General features: G+C 45.1%; 17 protein-coding genes. 5 read left to right on the forward strand and 12 right to left on the reverse strand.

Annotated elements, in window-relative coordinates; genetic code table 11:
* Nucleotides 1-9 precede the first annotated feature (9 nt).
* The 3 genes from I579_RS02530 to I579_RS02540 all read right to left on the reverse strand — a co-directional run bounded on the left by I579_RS02530 (nt 10) and on the right by I579_RS02540 (nt 2,925).
* Nucleotides 10-789: a phosphotransferase family protein gene (locus I579_RS02530; RefSeq protein WP_010752759.1), complete on the reverse strand. Its 780-nt coding sequence runs from the start codon at nt 787-789 to the stop codon at nt 10-12.
* Nucleotides 790-976: 187 nt separating this feature from the next.
* Complete coding sequence (locus I579_RS02535; RefSeq protein ID WP_010752758.1) at nt 977-2,188, reverse strand: ABC transporter permease; 1,212 nt, start codon at nt 2,186-2,188, stop codon at nt 977-979.
* Nucleotides 2,185-2,925, reverse strand: coding sequence for an ABC transporter ATP-binding protein (locus I579_RS02540; protein WP_010752757.1), 741 nt, complete (start codon nt 2,923-2,925; stop codon nt 2,185-2,187). The genes I579_RS02535 and I579_RS02540 overlap by 4 nt, the downstream gene beginning before the upstream one ends.
* A gap of 167 nt (nt 2,926-3,092) precedes the next feature.
* On the opposite strand from I579_RS02540, the gene I579_RS02545 reads away from it, so the two are divergent.
* The 3 genes from I579_RS02545 to I579_RS02555 all read left to right on the forward strand — a co-directional run bounded on the left by I579_RS02545 (nt 3,093) and on the right by I579_RS02555 (nt 5,055).
* A complete protein-coding gene (locus tag I579_RS02545; protein WP_034810356.1) occupies nt 3,093-3,518 on the forward strand; it encodes an HIT family protein in 426 nt (141 codons plus the stop codon).
* Nucleotides 3,519-3,542: 24 nt separating this feature from the next.
* Nucleotides 3,543-3,902 carry a YtxH domain-containing protein gene (locus I579_RS02550; RefSeq protein WP_010752755.1) on the forward strand — a complete coding sequence of 120 codons (360 nt, stop codon included), beginning with the start codon at nt 3,543-3,545 and terminating at the stop codon, nt 3,900-3,902.
* Nucleotides 3,903-4,029: 127 nt separating this feature from the next.
* Complete coding sequence (locus I579_RS02555) at nt 4,030-5,055, forward strand: peptidyl-prolyl cis-trans isomerase (protein ID WP_174269999.1); 1,026 nt, start codon at nt 4,030-4,032, stop codon at nt 5,053-5,055.
* Nucleotides 5,056-5,132: 77 nt separating this feature from the next.
* Here the strand turns inward: I579_RS02555 and I579_RS02560 are convergent, their stop codons facing one another.
* From I579_RS02560 to I579_RS02580, 5 genes are all read right to left on the reverse strand, one after another.
* Nucleotides 5,133-6,074 (reverse strand): 3'-5' exoribonuclease YhaM family protein, encoded by a 942-nt coding sequence (locus I579_RS02560; protein WP_010752753.1) that lies wholly within the window; start codon nt 6,072-6,074, stop codon nt 5,133-5,135.
* Between the two features lie 39 nt (nt 6,075-6,113).
* On the reverse strand, nt 6,114-8,804 hold the full coding sequence (locus I579_RS02565; protein WP_010752752.1) for an ATP-binding protein: 2,691 nt from the start codon (nt 8,802-8,804) through the stop codon (nt 6,114-6,116).
* A complete protein-coding gene (locus I579_RS02570) occupies nt 8,801-10,006 on the reverse strand; it encodes a metallophosphoesterase family protein (protein ID WP_010752751.1) in 1,206 nt (401 codons plus the stop codon). Before I579_RS02570 ends, I579_RS02565 begins: the two co-directional genes overlap by 4 nt.
* Nucleotides 10,007-10,190: 184 nt before the next feature.
* Nucleotides 10,191-10,538 carry a YlbF/YmcA family competence regulator gene (locus I579_RS02575; RefSeq protein ID WP_010752750.1) on the reverse strand — a complete coding sequence of 116 codons (348 nt, stop codon included), beginning with the start codon at nt 10,536-10,538 and terminating at the stop codon, nt 10,191-10,193.
* Nucleotides 10,539-10,709: 171 nt separating this feature from the next.
* Nucleotides 10,710-12,878 carry a PBP1A family penicillin-binding protein gene (locus tag I579_RS02580; RefSeq protein ID WP_010752749.1) on the reverse strand — a complete coding sequence of 723 codons (2,169 nt, stop codon included), beginning with the start codon at nt 12,876-12,878 and terminating at the stop codon, nt 10,710-10,712.
* 250 nt (nt 12,879-13,128) lie between these two features.
* Here I579_RS02580 and I579_RS02585 point away from each other — a divergent pair, with 250 nt between their 5' ends.
* The gene (locus I579_RS02585) at nt 13,129-13,989 is read left to right on the forward strand and encodes an RluA family pseudouridine synthase (RefSeq protein WP_010752748.1); all 861 of its coding nucleotides are present in this window, start codon (nt 13,129-13,131) and stop codon (nt 13,987-13,989) included.
* A gap of 54 nt (nt 13,990-14,043) precedes the next feature.
* Here the strand turns inward: I579_RS02585 and I579_RS02590 are convergent, their stop codons facing one another.
* Both I579_RS02590 and I579_RS02595 read right to left on the reverse strand, forming a co-directional pair.
* Nucleotides 14,044-14,916, reverse strand: a complete 873-nt coding sequence (locus tag I579_RS02590; protein ID WP_010752747.1) for an ROK family protein — start codon at nt 14,914-14,916, stop codon at nt 14,044-14,046.
* A 151-nt stretch (nt 14,917-15,067) separates the two neighbouring features.
* On the reverse strand, nt 15,068-15,787 hold the full coding sequence (locus I579_RS02595; protein ID WP_010752746.1) for a pseudouridine synthase: 720 nt from the start codon (nt 15,785-15,787) through the stop codon (nt 15,068-15,070).
* 94 nt (nt 15,788-15,881) lie between these two features.
* Here I579_RS02595 and I579_RS02600 point away from each other — a divergent pair, with 94 nt between their 5' ends.
* Nucleotides 15,882-16,316: an 8-oxo-dGTP diphosphatase gene (locus tag I579_RS02600; RefSeq protein ID WP_010752745.1), complete on the forward strand. Its 435-nt coding sequence runs from the start codon at nt 15,882-15,884 to the stop codon at nt 16,314-16,316.
* Nucleotides 16,317-16,365: 49 nt separating this feature from the next.
* On the opposite strand, the gene I579_RS02605 is transcribed toward I579_RS02600, so the two are convergent.
* Together I579_RS02605 and murQ are read right to left on the reverse strand one after the other, a co-directional pair.
* Nucleotides 16,366-17,199 (reverse strand): MurR/RpiR family transcriptional regulator, encoded by an 834-nt coding sequence (locus I579_RS02605; RefSeq protein WP_010752744.1) that lies wholly within the window; start codon nt 17,197-17,199, stop codon nt 16,366-16,368.
* A 44-nt stretch (nt 17,200-17,243) separates the two neighbouring features.
* The gene (gene murQ / locus I579_RS02610; RefSeq protein ID WP_010752743.1) at nt 17,244-18,134 is read right to left on the reverse strand and encodes an N-acetylmuramic acid 6-phosphate etherase; all 891 of its coding nucleotides are present in this window, start codon (nt 18,132-18,134) and stop codon (nt 17,244-17,246) included.
* Nucleotides 18,135-18,139 lie beyond the last annotated feature (5 nt).

Consider the following 18,139-nt stretch of genomic DNA (forward strand, 5'->3'; position numbering starts at 1 on the left):
TTTCAGCCTCTATTCGCTGAATACGCGCTTCAACTGTAAAATCACTTCATTCATCCGAGTGTATTCTCCCCGATGATAGTATTTCTTCACTTCTTGGAGCAAAGAAAACAGAGCGTACCAGTATACTTTGTCCAAGTTTTCTTGGCTAGGCATCATGCCGTAGCTTAACAGCCAGTTTTTCCAGGCAGATTTCGGACGATAATGCCCTAAGAAAGTACCTAAATCCACACAAGGATCGGAAAACATGATGGAGTCCCAGTCTACCAAGTATAAGTAGTGACGGCAAACTAGCCAATTCCGGTAATTGACATCCCCGTGAACCACGGCCTTGTCGGCTTCCACAAACTTGGGCACGTTGTCTTTTAAATAGCGGAAAACCAAACCTAAAAACTGATTGGTTTCCACCGGTTGAGGCAGTGCCGCTTGGTATTGCTGCAACATCTCTTTCGGGGTGACGGTTTCGCCCCCGATTTTTTCTAACATCTGAATCAAGGTCTTCGAATGGTGCAGTTGGTACAAGACGTCTACCACGTCGTTGCGCATGCCGATTTCTTCTGGGGAAATCAATTGACCCTCCAGCCATTCCTGAGCAGAAAAGGTGTCTCCATTACCCGTGCGCTTGGTCCAGACTAGTTTAGGAGTGATGCCTTCTTTGGCAAGGGCGGCGAGCATGGGCGTAGTATTGCGTTTGACAAATACCTTGGCGTTGTTCTTCAAACCGACATAGGCTTTACCGGTATCCCCTTTTAAGGGGCTCAATTGCCAATCTTGACCCAATTGAAAATCCATCGCCAACCGTCCTTTCCAAAAATTTGTCCATGGGTAAAAGCCGGGAGTTGTTTCTGTCAGTAAAAAATGAGCAGCAAAACGACCGACCCGGGAATTTACAAAGTACCCCTATTCTAGCCTCCGAAGTAGACCGCGTCAAGCGAGTGTATGTTCCATTTTAGGTTTCTACCGCTTTCAAGCCCGTAAACTAGCCTTGCATTTTTTTCAAGCGGCGGGGCAAGTACAAGTAGCCAAAAATCAGACTAAACAAACTAAAACTCCCTAATAACCAAGCCCGTTCCACCCAATCAGGGTAAACAAAGCAGCTCACCAAGGTGAATACGAGCCCGGCAAATAACAGCAAACCTACTATTAATTGTTGCAAGGCCCGCGCTTTTTGCTTTTCTGGCAAAGGATAAAGCTGCGTCATGACCATGTATTGAAATTGATTGTACAAAGGGGCTAATTGAAACCCGATTAAATACAAGAACAAACAGCCCAAGCCGATACTAAACCAACGTTCCGCCACGAAATATAACAGCAGTGAACCTAACACCAACAAACGTGCATAGAGTCCCCCAAAATCAGAGCCTCGCAATAAGCGATGACTGAATAGATACAAATAACTGTGGCCCTGTTCTTTGGGAATCAAAGCCAAAATACCATCAAGATACTTCCGACGTTTCACCGAAGTGGCAATTTGTGGCACATCCGTAAACAGATTGATAAAGCGATAAATCCGTTGCAACCGGCGATTTTCCGTGGCAATCATCTTGTCCCAAGCCAAAGGTTGTTTGACTCGTTTTAAAAGCAACTCTCGATAGACTAAGGCCAGCAAGACGCTTCCAATTAAACCCAACCAAGGTGAAAACCACAAGGCCACTGCTAACATCGCCCCACTAGTCACCAACCACAAAGGATAGCACCGAGAAGCAAGCCAAGGATTTTGCACCAATTGATAACGACGTAAATACAAGAATGCGACTTTTAAACTCCATAATAAAAGGACTAACGGAAAGAATGCCCAATAACTCTGCTGAGTACTCACCACGTACAAAGGCATCAAAAAGCCCGCCCCTAGGACTAGTACGGCAAAAGGAAACCAAAGTGAATACCTAAAGGCTCGGTTTAAAAAGTCCTGCATCTGAACTTCTTTAGGCAGCAAAAAAACTTGATCGGCAGGCTTTGTGAGACTGACAAACGTCCCCACATGGAGCAAGCCGACTAAAACGATTAAAATGACCACTTTCCCAGGCAAAAAGTTTGCCGGTAACGTCTTTACGAAATCAGAGTAATAAAGCCCCACCCCACCTAGTAAAAAAGTGCAAGCCAAGACGAAGTGATCATTGAACACGTAACGCAAGTAGCGCATCATCTGCTTTTGGTGTTGCTTCAAACGTGTGGCAAAGAGTTCTTTCATACCTCGTCACCTGCTTCGGCGGTCAAGGTTAAGTAAATCTCGTCCAAAGAAGCCCCTTGTAAATCAAACTCTGCTTGCAAATCCGCCAAGGTTCCTTGGGCCCGAATCTTGCCTTCATGAAGCAAGATAAAACGATCACAATACTTTTCTGCCGTGGCCAGAATATGGGTGGACATTAAAATCGAAGCGCCACTTTCCTTCATTTGATTCATTAATTCCAATAAGGCGTGAATCGCCAATGGATCCAACCCCAAAAAAGGCTCGTCGATGATGTACAAAGACGGTTCGATTAAAAAGGCACAAAGCACCATCACCTTTTGCTTCATCCCTTTGGAAAAATTCGCCGGAAACCATTCCAATTTATTGCTTAAACGGAAGGTTTTTAAGAGTTTTTCCGCCCGTTTCATGGCAACATCCAAGGGAATATCATAGGCCATGGCGGTGATTTCAATGTGTTCTTTTAAGGTCAACTCTTCATACAAGACCGGCGTCTCTGGGATATAGCCGATTTGCTTGCGGTAAGCCGCCGCATCCATAGCTAAAGTTATACCGTTTAATTTCACGCTACCGGTTTGCGGTTGCAATAAGCCGATAATTTCTTTAATGGTGGTACTCTTACCGGCGCCGTTTAAGCCGATTAAGCCTACCAGTTCGCCTGCTTGCACTCGGAAATTTAAATCTTTTAACACCGGCACTTGGCCATAGCCACCGGAGAGATGTTCTACTACTAGGGTCATGATTTGTCCTCCAACTATTCAATGGCCCCATTATACCACGAGAGTTCCGGCAATGAGAACCGGGCTTACTTGCCTTACTTTTCCTGATAAACCGTGAAGGGACTTGATTTAAGAAAAGCACAAAATATGATAAAGTAGAAGAAATGAGTAGAAAGTGGGCGATTTCATTGACCGATTGTATTTTTTGTAAAATTATCAACCAAGAAATTCCTAGCTATAAAGTGTACGAAGACGAGGCCGTCTATGCCTTTTTGGATCTTTCCCAAGTGACGCCAGGCCACACCTTAGTGGTTCCGAAAAAACACGTGACCGACATTTTTGAATACGATGAAGACTTGGCCAAAGAGGTCTTTAGTCGCATTCCTAAAATCGCCCGGGCCATTGAAAAAGCTTTTCCTGACTGCCAAGGGATGAATATTCTAAACAACAACAAAGAACTGGCTTACCAGTCTGTTTTCCATAGTCATATTCACTTGATTCCTCGCTATTCCAAAGAAGACGACTTCTCCATTCACTTTGGCAATCACCAAGATGAGCTTACGGAGAGTGAAATGACTGCCATTGCAAAAAAAATTACCGACACTTTGGCTTAAGCCATTTTTAAAGGAGGCATTGTTATGATAAAGGATTTTCTCAAAGGCTTGGTCTTTGGTTCCGTGGTCGGTGGAAGTGCCGGCTTGCTACTAGCTCCTCAAAGTGGCAATGACACCCGCCGCAAGCTCCAACAAAATCTAGAAGAAGCAGCAGCGACGCAAGAAGACCTAAATCAAAGCATCGAAAATTTCTCCGCATCTTTGAAACGGACTCAATCTCTGGTGACTCAATTAGTACCGGATTTGCAAGACTCTTTGAAAAAAGATATTGAAGCATTTCAATTTCAAGCAGAGCCCCGGATCAACCGGATTAAAAAACAAGCCGAGGTTTTACAAGAGCATCTGGACATTCCTGAAACAACGAATCGTTCAACAAAAGATTAAGAAAAGTTGGGAAACTGGACGAAACTGTGAATTTTATTCGAAACATCGCGGTTTCCCTTTTTTTTTGAAATCTGGATGTGGTATGATTAACCATGTGAAAAATTCGAATTACAGGAGTGCATAAACCATTATGAAGAAAAAACTTTTAATCGCCGCACTAACCGGGCTGACTGCCTTGACTCTTGCAGCTTGTTCAACCGGCTCAAGCGATAAAATTGCCAGCATGAAAGGTGCTACCATTACCGTAGAAGATTTTTACAACCATGTAAAAAATGACGATACTAGTGCTCAAGCCGTGCAAGAAATGATCATTTACAAAGTCTTTGAAGATGCTTATGGCGACAAGGTCACCGACAAAGAAGTCAACAAACAATTCAACGACACGAAGAAACAATTAGGGGATCAATTCGAAACCGCCCTTTCCAGCAGCAATTTAACTGAAAAGACCTACAAAGCATTGATCAAACAACAATTAGCCTTCAATAAAGGCATGGAAGCTCATGTTGATTTGACTGACGAAGACTTGAAAACCGCTTGGGAAAGCTTCCACCCTGAAGTCGAAGTTCAAGTTATGACCGCTGCCACGGAAGACGATGCAAAAGCATTGAAAGAAGCTGTGGAAAAAGATGGCGCCGACTTTGCCAAGATTGCCAAAGAAGACGACAAAAATACCGACACTACTTACAAAGAAGATGGCGGTACTGCGAAATTTGATTCTACTTCTGATACTTTCTCCAGCACGGTTAAAACAGCTGCCTTTGACTTGAAAGACGGCGAAGTTTCTGACGTGATTTCCGATGTAGATGCCACTTACGGTTCTACTACTTACTACGTTATCAAAATGGTGAAAAACACCGGTAAAGGTAACGACATGGATAAATACAAAGACGAACTAAAAGAAATCGCCACTGCTACTTACACTTCTGACTCTGCTTTCCAAAACAAAGTAATCGGGGAAGAATTGAAGAAAGCCAACGTGAAGATTACCGACGATACCTTTGCTGATGTCTTGTCTACTTACATCGATGCAGCAAAAGAAAGCTCAACTGCCGAATCCGAATCTGATACAAAAGCTAGCTCCACAAAAGAAAGTGCAGAAGAAAGCTCCACCGCTGCAAGCACAGAAGAATCTACAACCGAATCTTCTAAATAAACACAAACAAAAGACGCCACCGAGATCATCTCGGTGGCGTCTTTTTCTGACTTTTTTAACGGTACTACTGAAAATTCCTATTCCTTTGGTACGTAGAAAGAACGATTGTCCATGCCGAAGATTCGGTCACTGTATTCTCCCGGAGTGGTCTGACGGATGGAGGTTAGCATCATCTGCATGGAAGCATCCAAATTGTCAATCTGATGCAAAATTTCCGCTTCCATAATCCGAGGCCGCACTGGTGACCCATACTCCAATAAGCCGTGGTGGGACAAGACCATGTGCCGTAAGACTACGATATCTTCTTTGTTTTCGTCGAATTTCAAAGCGATGCACGCCTTGACGATTTCCTCGTCCACTAAAACAAGGTGGCCTACGAGATTGCCAGCCAAGGTGTACTCTGTGGACATGGGACCGGATAATTCCAAAACCTTGCCCAAGTCGTGCAAGATGATGCCTGCATACAACAAGGAGCTGTTTAGTTCCGGGTATTCGGCCACGATCGCCTTCCCTAAACGCAACATGGAAACGGTGTGGTAAGCCAAGCCACTAGCAAAGGCATGGTGATTGCGCTTCGCCGCTGGAAAATCAAAGAACTCTTTTTGATACTTGTTTAATAGAAAGCGCACGATTCGGTTCCAATTGGGATTGGTGATTTCAAAAAGGGTTTTGTTGATTTCTTCTTCCATGGCTTCTTTTTTCAGTGGCGCCCGTTCCATGTACAACGTAGGTTCCCCAGGTTCATCGATTTTCGTCAGACGTAAATGCATGATCTTCACTTGGGGATTGCCATTGTAAACTTCTCGTTTTCCTTGTAACGCCACGACTTTTCCCGCCGCAAAGCGTTGAATTTCTTCTTCTGATGCATCCCAAAATTTCCCATCAATGGTACCACTGGTATCTTGGAACGTGAAAGCAATGAATTTTTTTCCGTTTTTCGCCAAACGAACATCGGCATTTTTTATTAAGTAAAACCCGGTAAATTCCTGATCTAGGACTAACTCACGAATTTTTGTCATAGCTACTTCCTCCTTGCTAACGCTTCTCAACCTGTTCCTTTAAACAATGCTTGCCAAGGACTGCACCGGTTGTTTGAAGTCTTGATAATAGCTTACCATTTCTCGGTCAGAAGACAAACAAATGACCTGGTATTTTTGGCCAAAATCGGCTAATAACTGCGCTAATTGATGCTTTCTTTGACTGTCGTAGTTCAACCAACCGTCATCGATTATCACCGGACACAAATTTTTCTTTTGCAAGTGCAGATAACCAAAGCGTAACGCCATGATCAGCTGATCTTTGGTCCCGGTGGAGAGCTCTTGAATCGCCATCTCTTGCGCTCCTTGCAAGACCAACTGCCCTTCTTCAAAGTAAAGGGTACGATACTTGCCATTGGTTAAAATCTGCAAGTAGTGACCCGCCTGTTGCAAAAGCTGTGGCAACTGTTGTTCCGAAAGGTCCGTGGCTAAATCTTGTAAGGCGGCACCGGCAACTTTTCTGGCTCCCCAATCGATTAACTGCTGGCCCAAAACTTCTTCTAAATCCGCTTGTTCTTGGCGCAATTCATCTAAGGTCCCATCCTTTGATAAAGCTTCTAGTTCTAAGTCTTGTCGCTGGGTTTGTTCCAACAAAGTAGTTTCCGTTGTTTCTAGCTCGTTTAGTTGACCTTGCAACCGGGCGATTTTTACGCCTAGACTACCGGCAGCTACTGGTTCAGGATATAAAGGCGTCAAGATTTTGGTTAATTCCTCTAAACGCTGCATTTGCTTAGCTTGCCCTTGGGCTTGTTGAATTCTTCCTGGGACTTCCGCTAAAGAATTCACCCCAGTCTGTTGCAATAAGTCTTGACTGTTTTCTGCTAGTTGATTGATTTTCGTCAGCATTTCTTTTCGTTGATCTGCCAAAAGTGTCGTCTTTTGCTGACCCTGAAGTTGTTTTTGTCGAGTCAGTTTTTGATCAAATTGTTGCAATGTCTCAAAACGTCCCACTAAGTCTAACTCCTGTAGTGGCAACCAGTTACTCAAGAAATCAAATTCCTGTAAAAGCGCCCCATAGGCTTCGTCTTGGGTCTGTAAGTCTGCCGTTACTTGATCCAAATCCAGTAGACTTTGGTAATACCGATGATAATCACTTTGATAATCGGGAAAATCAGACCAGGCGGCAATTTTACGCCCACCTAACGCTTGATGAAGACTTTCGGCAAATTGGTCTTGCCTTACACGTAGCTGCTCTGCTTGCTCTTGCAATCGGTCCAATTGTTCCTGTGAATTTCTGGGAGTCGCCACTGGTCCGCGCTTAGCCATAGCGCCTTGTTTCAAGGCAATTTGTTGGCGCTGATGGTACTCCCACAACGCACCGCCAATGCCACAGGCGATTGCGGCAATTCCAAGTATTGCCTTAAACTGTGGCAAGACAAAGATGCCTAACAATAAGAACACCGCCGCCAATGCCAAAGAAATCAATGTCAGCGAAGGCTTTTGTCGATTAAAGCTAGTCTTATCCGAAGCTTCATCTTCATTGCTAGCACCTGCCGACGATGCTTGCGCTGCCTCACCTGCTGTCACTTCCGTGGATAACCATTTTTGTTGTAGTTGATTTTCTTGAAGCTGATCTTGGATTTGACCCAATTTTTGGCTAAGGTCATCCAACTCTTTCAAAGAGACCGTTTCAACAGAAGGCAACTGCCAGCCGTATTGTGTCTCCAAGTCGTTAATTTCTCCTAGGAGCTGATCTTGGCGAGCCATACTCCGTTGAAATTCATCGGTTAAACGCACCCCTTTGACTTGTTGTTTTAATAAGGATTTGATGACCCCTTCGTGTTGCAAATAAAACTCGTATTGCGGGGTGACGGTTTCCGCTTCTTTAGCTTGATAATAGTCCTCTTCAATTTGTTTTAATTGCGCCGTTAGCCCTTGATATTGCTGATAAACGCCTTCTAAAGCTTGAACTTGTTCAGGAGTTAAAGCGAGTTCGCTTTGTTTTAAGCTCTTTAAAGTCTGCCATTCTTCATACTGCTGCCAGTGGAGCTCTTGCTCTTTGGCTTGGCTTAAAGCAGCTTTTAACTCCCGTTGTTCTTTCCGCCGGGTAACGAGCTGTTCCCGAGACGTTTGGCGATTGGCTAAAAGCTCCTGAACCCGATCTTCCGCAGCTTCTTTTTCTTGAATACGATGCTGCAACGTCTGCCACTGTCCTAAGCCTTCATTCAAAGGTAGACGTTGACCTTTGGGGCGAAAGTTCTTTTGGTTTTCTTTTTGATACTGTTGCCCTTGCTCCATTAATTGGCGGCTCCCGGTGATACCCAGTGAAAGCAAGACTTGTTGCAATTCCTCTTCCTGCAAGTGGTCCAACTGAGAGAGCTGCTCTTGCTGGAAGGTGAACACTTCACTAAAAAGTGCCGGGGTTAAGCCCTGCAATAAATCCTTCCACAGCTTTTCTCCACCCACTTGCTCACCTAAGCGAACTTTGACCCTTCCCCGGTCTACTTGCTTATAGCGCTCTAGGTAGACTTCCCCCACACCGGGAAAATCCAACCACAGCTTGCCCCCAAAGGCCGTGCCGTCTTTTGGCGTATAGTCCTTTTGCCGCGTGCGGCGGGGAGGAAAGCCGAAAAGCATGCACTGGATAAATTGATACAAGGTGGATTTGCCGATTTCATTCGGACCAAAAAGCAATTGATTCTGGGCTTCAAAGGAGATGACTTGCTGTCGGTATTTCCCAAAGCCGGTGATTTCCGCGCGAATCAGCTTCATTCTTCATCCTCCAATAAAAAATCTGTCGCTAATAACTGCTCAGCTGCTGCCAAGACCGTGGCCTGATACTGCTCGTCTTTGCTTAGTAAATTTCCCGCCACAGGATGCAGCGCCAACTCTTTCAGCAAATCCCCGAAGATTTCCGGATCTTGATACAAGTGTAAAATCCGTTTTACCTGATTTTTAGGTAGCGGCAGACGATTTTTTTCAGTCAGTCTCTGGGCTTGTTGCAACTTGGCAATTTGCCGAGGGGGCTGTTGTTGCCACAAGGCTTGATTCAAATACTCTTGCACTTCCCCATTTGCTAAGGCATTCATCGTTTGATTGTCCCCAGTGACCTGATCCAAAATAACTTGTAAAAATGCCGGTCGCTCTATGACTAAACGCGTCAACTCTGCTTCCAAAAAGGCCAATAGCTCCTTTTGATTGCGACAGTGGCCGACATCGAGTCTGATCTTTTGCCACAGCCAACTAGCTACAGGAAGGGCTTCTTTATGGCAACTCCCGGGCGTAAGCTCCACATACGTGACAAAACCCGCCTCGGTTTCCTTGCGAGTATGTCCTTGGGGAGCGCCGGGATAGAGAATCGGGGGTTGTTCACTTAAAATAGTTGGCACATGAATATGCCCTAAAGCCCAGTAGTCGTACCCTTTTTCGCGCATTTCGCCCAAAGAAAAAGGCGCGTACTGACTGCCACCAGGATCCCCGTGGTACATCCCAATCTGGTACACGGCACTGCCTCGAGAAGGAAATTCCTTTAGTTTATTCTTTGACTCAAAGCGCTCTTGGTAACTAAAGCCGGTGATTTCGTAGGTTTCCCCAGACTGACCCGCTCCAGAAAAGCTTGTCACCGTCGAACTGGTAAACAAGTGAACATTGTCCGGAAAGTCAAACCAATAACGCTGGGCATCGTAGTAATCATGATTGCCAAAGATCAGATAGACGGGAATCTCTGCTTTTGCCAAACGATGAAATGCCGCCAATAGCTCTCCTTGCGCTTTTAAAGAGGGGCGCGATTGGTGAAAGGTATCTCCGGCCAACAGAACAAAGTCGACCTTACGCTCACAGGCCACCTCCACGATATTTGCCAACACCTCTTGATTGATCTGGGACAAGCGTTGACTCGCCGCCGGGGCAAGTCCTGTCAGCCCTTCAAAGCTACGGTCAAAATGCAAATCCGCCCCATGGATAAAACGTAACATGTACTCCCCTCATTTCCTGTGAATCCATAAAGGCTAGCAATTGCCTTTGCGGATCTTTTGTCTGCTTTATTTTACCATTCTACCAGTCTTTCGTCACTGAAATACGAAAATTTGTTCGCTTTTTTTACAAAAAAAAAACGCTCGATTTGAAAAACAAATCAAGCGTCGTTATTTCTTGGACTGCTTACGCTTCCGGATTGTACAATTCCCGGATTGGAGTAGTGATGATCCGGTTCAAATCATCTAAAACTGTACTGAAAGCTTGTTCTTTTTGCATCAATTGGCCAATGGCTTCTTCGTGTTGAACTTTTGTCGCCATTTCTTGAGCCGCTTTCGCATCTTCTTCGGACATTTCTTCGCCGGCCATCATTTTTTGGTGCAAGCTGTGTTGCAGCGTTTGAAATTCTTTGAAAAGCTCATAAGCCTTTTCGTCTTTTTTCAATTGCTCAAATGCAGCATGTAAATCGATGAATTGTTGAGATTCCCGAATTTCTTTTTCTAATTGGTTCGCTGTATCGTAAATGTTTGCCATTGTGTTCCCTCACTTTTTTTCATGATAATCTTATTGTATCACGATTTAGTGGGAATGAAAGAACAAAACCAACTGTTTTCTTTGCTTAAGCATCCTTCTTTAAACAAGACAGACCCTACCGCCTGAAAAATCCCGGTCAAGGAAGTAAGCCTGACCGGGATTTTTGAAGTCTTATTCGCCTTGAATCTTGCCCCAAATACTATTGAAAATATCTTTGGTAGCATCTTTCACTTTGTTGCCGAATTCAGACAGGCTGTCCTTGGCTTTGTCGGTGAAATCATCCACTTGTTTTTGCCACTGGGAATCCTGTTCAGAAGAAGACTGTTGTTCCTCGAATTCTTCATTGGTCATGACTTGACCTTCTGTTTGGTAGGCATCCACTACTGGGAACTGACTGGATTTCACGTAAGGCATAACGTTGGCCGCCGCATTGCGGAAGACTCTGCCGACGACTTGCCCTGCCGAACCTTCCAAGTAATGGCTCTCACTGGTCTTTTCAAACCCTAGCCAAGAAGAGATAACCACATTTGGCGTGTAGCCTACGATCCATTGGTCATTGACCTTGCTGGCATCGAAATTGGTTTCTGTGGTCCCGGTTTTGCCGGCCATGACATAGCCAGGATTGGCCCCTTGTGCCGTACCGTTGGAGAAGGTTCCTAAAAGCATACTGGTCATTTCATTGGCCGTTTCTTCCGAGATGATTCGTTTGCCTTTGACTTTGGTATTGTCCACAATGACCGCTCCGTTAGCATCCACAATTTTGCGGATTAAGTGAGGTTGATAGTAGGTTCCGCCATTGGCAAAGACGCTGTAAGCCGCCGCCATGGTCAAGGGGGACTCCCCTTTTTCCAAACCACCTAGGGCCACACCGCCCCAGTATTTGTCTTTTTCCGTCAGGGACAAGCCAAATTCTTTGGCTTTGTTGTAACCTTTGTCCATACCGATTTCATGGAGCAACCAAACCGCTGGAGCATTAAGACTCCAAGCCACCGCTTGATACATGGGCACTTCCCCGGATTCGGAATACGTTCCACTGTAGTTTTTCACATCATAAAAGTCTAAGGCTTGGTCTTTTAAGATACTGTCTGGTTTGTAGCCGGATTCTAGCGCCGGTGTGTAAACGCTGATGGGTTTAATCGTCGAACCAGGAGAACGTTTCATCTGAGTAGCGAAGTTAAAGCCCCGGAAAACGTGCTCCCCGCGACGACCGACTAAAGCACTGACTCCACCGGTATTCGGATTTAACACTACCGATGCAGACTGGGGCATGGTGCCGTCCGCTGCATTTTCTGGGAAGACCGCATTTTGCTGGTAGGTACTTTCCAGTTGGGCCTGCATCTCTTGATTCAACGTCGTGTAAATCTTATAGCCTTTGTTCAAAACATCCGCTTCACTGAGCCCATATTCGTCTACGGCTTCGTCAATTACCGCATCATAGAAGAACGGGTACTTGTAGCCTTGGTCGGATTGACTGTAGCCATCGTACACAAAGTCGCCAATATTGGTGGCACTCGTCTGTGCTTTTTGATCTTTGGTGATGACCCCGGTTTCCGCCATAACGCTGAGCACCGTGTTACGTCGCTTGTTGGCCAACTCCACATTGTCAATCGGGTTGTAGAGATTCGGCCCTTTCAGCATCCCAATAAGGGTCGCCGCCTCCCCGAGATCCACTTCATTGGCATTGACGCCGAAGTATTTCAAAGCCGCATCTTGCACTCCCCAAACCCCGTTACCGAAGTACGAGTTGTTCAGATACATCTCCAAAATCTCATCTTTCGAGTACTTTTTCTCGATTTCAATGGCTAAGAATAACTCCTTGGCTTTTCTGGTAAAGGTCTGGTCCAAGGTCAAATAAGCATTTTTGGCCAGCTGCTGGGTAATCGTGGAGCCCCCACCACCGGAAGTATCCCGATTGATCACCATCCGCACCGCCGCTCGGGCAATCCCTTTAATATCAAAACCGTGGTGCTCGTAAAAGTTTCGATCCTCGGTGGCTACCAGCCCATCCTTGATTAAAGGAGAAATCTGGTCAATGGCCACGTAGGTTCCTTTTTGCGGCAAGAGCTTGCCGGACTCCTCATCGGCTTCATCATAAACAACCGTACTACTCTTTAATTCTTTTTCCAGTTGGCTCACATTGACTTGCTTCGAAAGATAAAATAAATAGCTAGAGGTAACTAAAATCGCCACCAATGAGAGCAACAGCAAAATTTTATTCACATGATATTTTTTCCAAATGCGTTTTCGCGCTTTGTGAAAACGGCTAAGATACGGTTTCAACCATTGCCAACCATTTTGAATCACTTCTTTGGTCTTGGCCCAAAACTTTTGAAAATCCATCGCTGTCTCCTTTCCAACATCTGGTGATAAGCTTCGCGCTTTAGTGTAGCACGCCAAACTCACCCTCACATTAGACCTAGGACCGAGATTCCCTCGATTAGGCACTTATGATTGCTATTCTAGCATTGAAAGGCCGTTTTTTTGTAAGGTTTTTCTTAATTTTTCCTTTAGCTTCCCTAGAATTGCGCTTTTTTAAGGATTCGTTATAATCAAGAGGAATAAGCGGCACAATCCGGAAAAGGAGCTTCCCATGGAATACCAGATTACTTTACCTAAAACCCAAGCCCCCGTCACTTTGCAAGAACTTTTAACGGAACAATGGCTCTTACCCAAAAAGATGCGCCATCTCATACGCATGCAAAAAGGCGTGACGGTCAATCATATGCCGGCGACTTTTCAGCAAACCGTCAAAGCCGGTGACAAGCTAACCTTCACCTTACAAGAAACAGACTACCCTTATCAAACCCTCGCTTTAGGTGATCCTCGTCAAGTTGCCGCACTCTATGAAGACGAGCAGCTCATCGTGGTCAATAAACCCGCTGGCATCAAAACCCATCCGAATGAGCCGGAGGAGACCGCTACGATGGCCAACCATCTAGCTGCTTACTTAGCGCCTCAAGGGCAACGTCCTTATGTAGTACATCGGCTGGATACCGCTACCAGTGGCGCACTGCTCTTTGCTAAAAGTCCTTTGATTTTACCCCTTTTAGGACGCCTGTTGGAAGAAAAGCAAATTGCGCGCCGCTATCAAGCGGTCGTGACGGGAAATTTGTCCCACAATCAGACCATTACGAAAAAGATCGGTCGCTCTCGCCATGATCGCAAAAAACGCATCATCGATGAAGCCCGGGGCCAATATGCAGTGACTCATGTAGAAGTCGTAAGCCACACTGCTAAAGAAAGCCGCATCTACTGTCGCTTGGAAACTGGCCGCACCCACCAGATTCGTGTGCACCTAGCAGCCATTGGGCATCCGATTTTAGGCGATCCTTTGTACAACCCCCAAGCCAAAAAGACACCGCGCTTAATGCTTCATGCCGATCAAATGCGCTTGCGTCATCCTTTTACTGATGAGACGCTTATTATTGAAGCATTACCGGGGTTATGGTAAGAAAAACACTTGGAAACGGGCAGTATTCATTGCCACGCTCCAAGTGTTTTTTTCTTATACTTTTGCTGCCGCATCCGCTGCTAGTAACAAACAGCCGGTGATGCCGCTCTTATTTGGCAAGCCCCAGCGGACAATGTACTCGCTAGCTTCTGGTGTTTCCATATAGCCATTCATTTGATCCACAAACTGCTGACGAATCTTCAACAATAAATGATCTTGATTCATGACGCCACCGCCTAAGATAATGATTTCCGGCGCTAAAATCAGCGTGTAACTCATCAAGGCTTGTGCAATGTAGTACGCTTGAATATCCCAAATCGGATGATTTTCCGGCAAATCTTGCCCTTTGATTCCAGTACGTCCTTCCAGGGATGGCCCTGCTGCCAAGCCTTCCAAACAGTCATTGTGATAAGGACAAGTCCCAACAAATGTATCGTCAGGATGGCGCTTCACATGAATATGGCCCATTTCCGGATGGCTGATACCCGAGAAAATCTCGCCATTAACGACTACGCCGCCACCAATTCCGGTTCCCACGGTTAAGTAGACGCAGCTATTTTTCCCTTGAGCCGCGCCTTGCTTGATTTCCCCATAGGCCGCCGCATTGACATCAGTGGTCCAAGCAAAAGGCAAGCCCGGATAGTGCTCTTTCAAATTGCCCAAGAAATCATATTGCGCCCAACCTTTTTTCGGAGTGGCCAAGACATAGCCGTACGTATCCTTGGTCGGGTCGATGCCAATCGGCCCAAAGGAACCCACGCCCATGGCTACTAATTCATATTGATCAAAAAAAGCAAAGACATGCTCCAATGTTTCCTCTGGGGTTGTGGTCGGAATACTCGTCTCTGCCACAATCTCAAAGTTTTCATCGCTGACTGCACAAACAAACTTCGTGCCCCCAGCCTCGATGCCACCGTAATACTTCATTTTTTTCCTCCTTCACGAAATGCTTTCTCAAACACGAAAATAAGGATATACTTTTACTCTTATCCAGTTTACCAGACTAGCGAAAAAGTTGCTCGCCTTTTTTCGTGGAAAAGTCGCAAAATCATGGGAAAAAACGTCTTTTTAAGAAGATTTAGCCTCGTTCTAAAGCTTTGACCTCAGCTGCGGTCAAAGGACGGTAAGCTCCCAGGGCAAGCTCTGGGTCCAAAGGCACTTGCCCCATACGAATACGCTGCAAATACGTCACTTCTTTGCCCACCGCCTGGACCATACGCTTGACCTGATGAAACTTGCCTTCATGTAAAATCAAACGCATTTCCGAAGTGCCGGCTGCTTCATCCACTGCTACAATGGTCAACTGAGCCGGTAAAGTCTCTTCCCCGCCATCGATAACCAAACCTTGCCCAAAAGCTGTCACATCGTCTTCAGTTAACAGCCCCTTCACCTGCGCGTAGTATTCCTTTTCCACGTGGTGTTTTGGCGATAAAATCCGGTGTGCCAAAGCCCCATCGTTACTCAGTAGCAAAAAGCCCTCCGTATCCTTGTCCAAGCGCCCTACCGGAAACAAATCCTCGCGGAAATCCTCATCCGCCAATAAGTCCACCACTGTTTCCTCGTAATTGTCCACTGTGGCGGAAATCACGCCAGCTGGTTTGTTCAACATATAATAAAAATACTTCTGATAGGCAATCACTTCCCCATCGAAGGTTACTTGTGCTTTGGTTTCATCGATTTGAGTTTTATCTATACGCACCACTTGGCCATCTACTTGAATCAAGCCCTTTTTGATTAAAACTTTGACCTCTTTGCGACTTCCCAACTGCATATCCGCTAAAAATTTATCTAAACGCATGGTTTCCCTCCTATTTTCTTCCGATTATAGCACGAAGGATTGACCCGGATAATCACTTGGGAGACAATAAAGCGAAAACAAAGGAGCGATGCAAATGGCAAAAGGCTTTTTCGTGGAATTAACCACGCTATGTATGATTGAAAATGAACAAGGAGCGATTCTCGTACAAGACCGGCAAAAACCCGACTGGCCAGGCTGGACCTTTCCCGGGGGTCATGTGGAAAAAGACGAGTCATTAACCGCCTCCGTCATTCGAGAAGTCAAAGAAGAGTGTGGTTTGAGTATTCAACCGACTTTTATGGGTGTGGCAGAATGGCGTAACGACCAAAACGGCGACCGAGAATTAGCGGGTCTTTACTACGCCCGGGTGAACAGTGAAGCCGCCACCAAGAGTGACCGAGGGGATGCTCAGTTTTGGATACCCAAAACAGAATTAACCCCAGAAAAATTAGCCGGCACCTTAGGGAATCTGCTACCGATTTTCTTAGGAAACAGTCGTGAACGGACTTTTTATCAGGATAAAGCGTGACTAAAAAAACTAGCACCACTGGTTGGGGATTCCTAGCAGTGGTGCTAGTTTAGATTTCAATATTTTTAGTTTGTTGAATACCAGACATACTGTCTTCAAAATTATTGGCTACATAGTTATAAAATAAGATATCTACCACATACAGCTGAGCCATCAGTGACATAGTGGCAGCAGTTCGCATAGGAATTGATTCTCCGGAAGAAGGCATCAAGACAACTTGTGCTTTGGCAGCAACTTTTGACTTCAACTGTCCCGTAATACCAATAACAGGTATCCCTAACGATTCCGCTAAACTGCTTAACTTCACAACTTCTGCTGTTTCACCAGAATTAGAAATAGCAATTAAACAAGCACTCTCTTTTAGAAGCGTCATTGAGGTGGCCATTAAAGTAATATCAGTATTGACTAAACAATGCTTTCCGATACGGCTAAATTTCTGTGAGATGTCTTGCGCCGCTAGTGAGGAAGCACCCAACCCAAAAGTAAAGACATTCTCTGCATTACGGATCAGTTGAGCAGCTTGCTCCACCTGTTCATTAGCTAATACTTTATTCACTTGTTCCACCATATGATTCATACGAAGGGAAACTTTTTTCTTAATATCCTCTACGGAATCACCTTTTTCAACTTCTTTCAAGGATTCTGTACTAGAAATTGTTGTCAATGCCGCAGAAACTCGTTGCTTTAATTCGGTAAATCCTTTCAATCCTAACATTTTCGAGAAGCGTACTAGAGTAGCCGAACTAACATCCAGTCTACCTGCCAATTCGTGGACACTCATCGGCAATAATTTTTCTGGATTTTCGATAATATAGTTAGCAATCTTCTGTTCTCCTGCTGTATAAGATTGGATATTTTGTTGGATCTGCAGTAAGACATTCATCGTTTTTCATCTCCCATAAATCATCCTACCACACTCTTAATTTCTCAGTCTATAATTTTAGCTAAAGCGCCCTCATTGTCTTTAATCAGCGTTCTAGCTTGATCTACGTCTAGTTTTTTTTCAATCATTACGATTGCTGTATTCACTTCATTATTTGTCAATTTCATCGTTTCCGCAGCTTTTTGACGAGAACTTCCGGTAGCTTCGCAAATAATTCGAATTCCTCGGTCAACCAATTTTTCATTGGTAGTCTGAACATTGATCATCAAATTTTGATAGACATATCCTAGCTTAATCATGATTCCAGTAGAGATCATATTCAGAATCATTTTTTGAGCAGTACCAGCCTTCATTCGAGTTGATCCAGTAACAACCTCTGGGCCTACTGGTACATCGATGGGAATTATAGCAATTTGGCCAATTTGACTCTGTGGATTGCAAGAAATAGCAATAGTCAAAGCCCCGATGTCATTGGCATATTCTAAGCCACCGATTACGTATGGTGTGCGACCGCTAGCTGCCAGACCAATAACAACATCCTCCTTGCTCAAGCTGATTGCTTTCAAGTCTTCAACTGCCAGCTCTTTACTATCTTCCGCCCCTTCTACGGCTCGGACAAAGGCTTGATTTCCACCAGCAATCAATCCAATCGCGCGATCCGGAGAGATACCGTAAGTCGGAACTAGCTCTACTGCATCAAGTAACCCCAGCCGTCCACTTGTACCGGCACCGATATAGATCAGCCTGCCACCTTTCTTATAACGTGCAGAGCCTTGATCCACCGCTTCAGCAATCAGCTCTAATTTTTCACCGACTTGCTGTGCGATTGTTTGATCCTCTTGATTGATGATCCTCAACATTTCCGCTGTAGAAACTCGGTCAATCTGTAAGCTATTTGGATTTCTTTTTTCGGTATCCAGATTCTCAATTCTCATTGTTT

This window comes from Enterococcus asini ATCC 700915 (genome assembly GCF_000407365.1).
Classification (GTDB): domain Bacteria; phylum Bacillota; class Bacilli; order Lactobacillales; family Enterococcaceae; genus Enterococcus_C; species Enterococcus_C asini.